General features: G+C 61.9%; 3 protein-coding genes and 1 pseudogene. 1 reads left to right on the plus strand and 3 read right to left on the minus strand.

From position 1 onward, the window contains the following. Positions 1-995: amidohydrolase (locus EN906_RS30860; RefSeq protein WP_127375638.1), on the minus strand; the 995-nt coding region annotated here is incomplete at its 3' end. A 154-nt stretch (positions 996-1,149) separates the two neighbouring features. Continuing rightward, the gene (locus tag EN906_RS30865) at positions 1,150-1,593 is read right to left on the minus strand and encodes an SRPBCC family protein (RefSeq protein WP_127272572.1); all 444 of its coding nucleotides are present in this window, start codon (positions 1,591-1,593) and stop codon (positions 1,150-1,152) included. Positions 1,594-2,031: 438 nt separating this feature from the next. On the opposite strand from EN906_RS30865, the gene EN906_RS30870 reads away from it, so the two are divergent. Continuing rightward, a complete protein-coding gene (locus EN906_RS30870; RefSeq protein ID WP_127271038.1) occupies positions 2,032-2,175 on the plus strand; it encodes a hypothetical protein in 144 nt (47 codons plus the stop codon). A 97-nt stretch (positions 2,176-2,272) separates the two neighbouring features. On the opposite strand, the pseudogene EN906_RS30875 reads toward EN906_RS30870, so the two are convergent. Then, positions 2,273-2,462: pseudogene (locus tag EN906_RS30875) on the minus strand (hypothetical protein); the annotation flags it as partial.

Consider the following 2,462-nt stretch of genomic DNA (forward strand, 5'->3'; position numbering starts at 1 on the left):
AGAGACAGGGCGAGCATCGCCTTTCCGTCCGCTGGGACTATCACGAGATCTTCGTCGCCAGCGTCAACGCGCCGCAGATGCTCCACCGCGTCCGGCGCGTTGACGCTGGCGACGAAGATCTCGTGATAGTCCCAGCGGACGGAAAGGCGATGCTCGCCCGCGATCCTGGCGACCAGTGCTTCGGCAGCAGCGCACAGGTTTGCCATGCGCTCGTCACGCCGGGTGCGCAGCGTGGCCCACACCTCGGCGTGAGCCGGCGAGATGCCGAACACGGCTTCGCCCATCGCGGCATGGGTGACCGTCAGCATGGAGAAGCCGTCGTCGGCGAAGGTCCCGCGCCCGAGCGCCGGCAGCGCCGGCATCAGCTCACTGATCGCCAGCATCGGCGAAATGCCGGTCTCCGGCATGGACGAATGGGCGGTCTTGCCCTCCAGCACGATGCGCATGCCGCGTGAAGCACAGTTGACCACGCCGGCTTTGAGCCGCACCTCGCCAAATGGCACGCCGGGCAGGTTGTGCAATGAGAAAGCGAAATCCGGCGCGATCTCGCCGAAGCGCGGATCGGCGACGACACCTGCCGCGCCATTGCCGGTTTCCTCCGCCGGCTGGAACATCAGCACGACGCGGCCGCTTGCAGGCCTTTCGCGCCCCAACTGACGGCCGAGGGATGCCAGGATCGCGGTGTGTCCGTCATGGCCGCACATATGCGACTTGCCCGGCACGCGCGACGAATGCGGTACGCCTGAAAGTTCTTCGATAGGCAAGGCATCGAGTTCCGATCGGAACAGCACCGTCGGCCCCGCTTTGCCGCTGTCATATATGGCCGCGACGCCGTGCCCGCCGAGTTGTGTCAGCACCTTGTGCGGCCCCGTATCGGCGAGGAAGGCGACAACCTCCCTTGCCGTCTTCTCCTCTTCATTCGAGATTTCCGGGGCCTGGTGCAGCTGGCGCCGCCACGCCGTTAACTCGACGATGTCTCGGTTGGTCAGAGTCATGCCTTTTTAGCCTCCGCTGCATCCTTCATTGACACGCCCAGTCACAGGGGGTGTCGATGATGAATTGCTAGCGATAAAGGGCAGTTCCCGCCACAGTCCAAGTTTCAGGCTTCGGCAGGCCAGAAACGACCCGTTCTCCCGGCCACCCCCCAGCCTATTGATTGATTTCGGGTTCGACGAGCTTTGCCAGATTTCTGAGCGACTCCTGCCAGCCGAGATAGCAGGCCTCGACCGGAATGACGTCCGGAATGCCGGCCTGGGTGATGTCGATTTCGGTGCCGACCGACACTTTTTTCAAGATCACGGTGACCCGGATCTCGCCGGGCAGATTGGGATCGTCGAACCTGTCGGTGTAGAGCAGGCGCTCGCCCGGGACGAGTTCGAGGTACTCGCCGCCGAAGGAATGGCTGTCGCCCGTGGTGAAATTGCGGAACGACATCTTGAACGTGCCGCCGACCTTTGCCTCGAAATTATGAACCGTGCAGGTGAAGCCGTTTGGCGGAAGCCACTTGGCCAGCGCGTCCGCTTCAACGAAGGCGCGATAGACCTTTTCCGGGCTGGTCGTCAGAACGCGGTGCAAACGCACGGTGCCGGGCATATGCTGGATCCTTTCATAAATGCCTGTTCGATACCCCAAGGACGAACGAGGCGTAACAAGTCCGACATTGGTTTGCGAATTTTTTGACGGGATGCGGCCTGCCTCCCCCGCGGGCATGCCGTTCGATGCCGCGCCTATCAACACGAAGCTCGGGCGAGGCGGCGGGCGAACTGCACCGGCTCTGGAGCTGGCGTTCACCTGCTAAATCGGGTTCCTGAGCCATCTTGTTGTTCAGGCGCGGTTTTGCCGATTGGCGGGAAAGGCCGCGCGTCCCGGTCAACGCTTCGAACGCCGCGAAATAGGGTAGCGCGTCTTTGCCGTCCATGTGCCGATCATTAGAATTTGCATTTGATCAGAGTTGATTTCCTATCAGGCCGTTAACGCGGCCATGCTGTTAATCAGCATTTGCTAATGAGTCTTTCGAACCCGAGGCAAGCAATGACCAAGAATCTCGGCAATGCACGTCATACGCCGGCGAAGGACCTGCAGGTCTCCCTTCTAGGCAAAGCCGCGCCGGCACTGTTTCCGCTGGTCGTGGCGGCACTGGGCTACATGGTTGGCAAGCAGTTCTTCGGCATCTAGGCGCGCAGTTCCGTTCTCCCAAACGTTTCGGCGGACCGACCATGTCAACGCGCGGACCGCCGTTTGCATTGCAGCGGCGTGTCGCCGGACATCAACGTCAAACATGCACGTCGCCAAAGGACAGTTCGCCGTCGTCATCGGCCGTGAAAAAGACGATGGCAAGCAACCCGACATAGAATGCGGCCACAACAACCACGATCGCCACACCGGGAACGGGGCCAAGGGCGGCGCTGTCCACGGCTTGGCGAAGCGAGCCGGCAAAGCCGGTCCTGACGCCCACGGTTTGA

It is taken from the genome of Mesorhizobium sp. M7A.F.Ca.CA.004.06.1.1 (assembly GCF_003999135.1).
Classification (GTDB): Bacteria; Pseudomonadota; Alphaproteobacteria; order Rhizobiales; family Rhizobiaceae; genus Mesorhizobium.

Excerpts from the sequence above, each read along its gene's own strand:
- EN906_RS30865 (WP_127272572.1), bottom strand. The coding sequence starts at position 1,593 with ATGCCCGGCACCGTGCGTTTGCACCGCGTTCTGACGACCAGCCCGGAA.
- EN906_RS30870 (WP_127271038.1), top strand. The coding sequence starts at position 2,032 with ATGACCAAGAATCTCGGCAATGCACGTCATACGCCGGCGAAGGACCTG.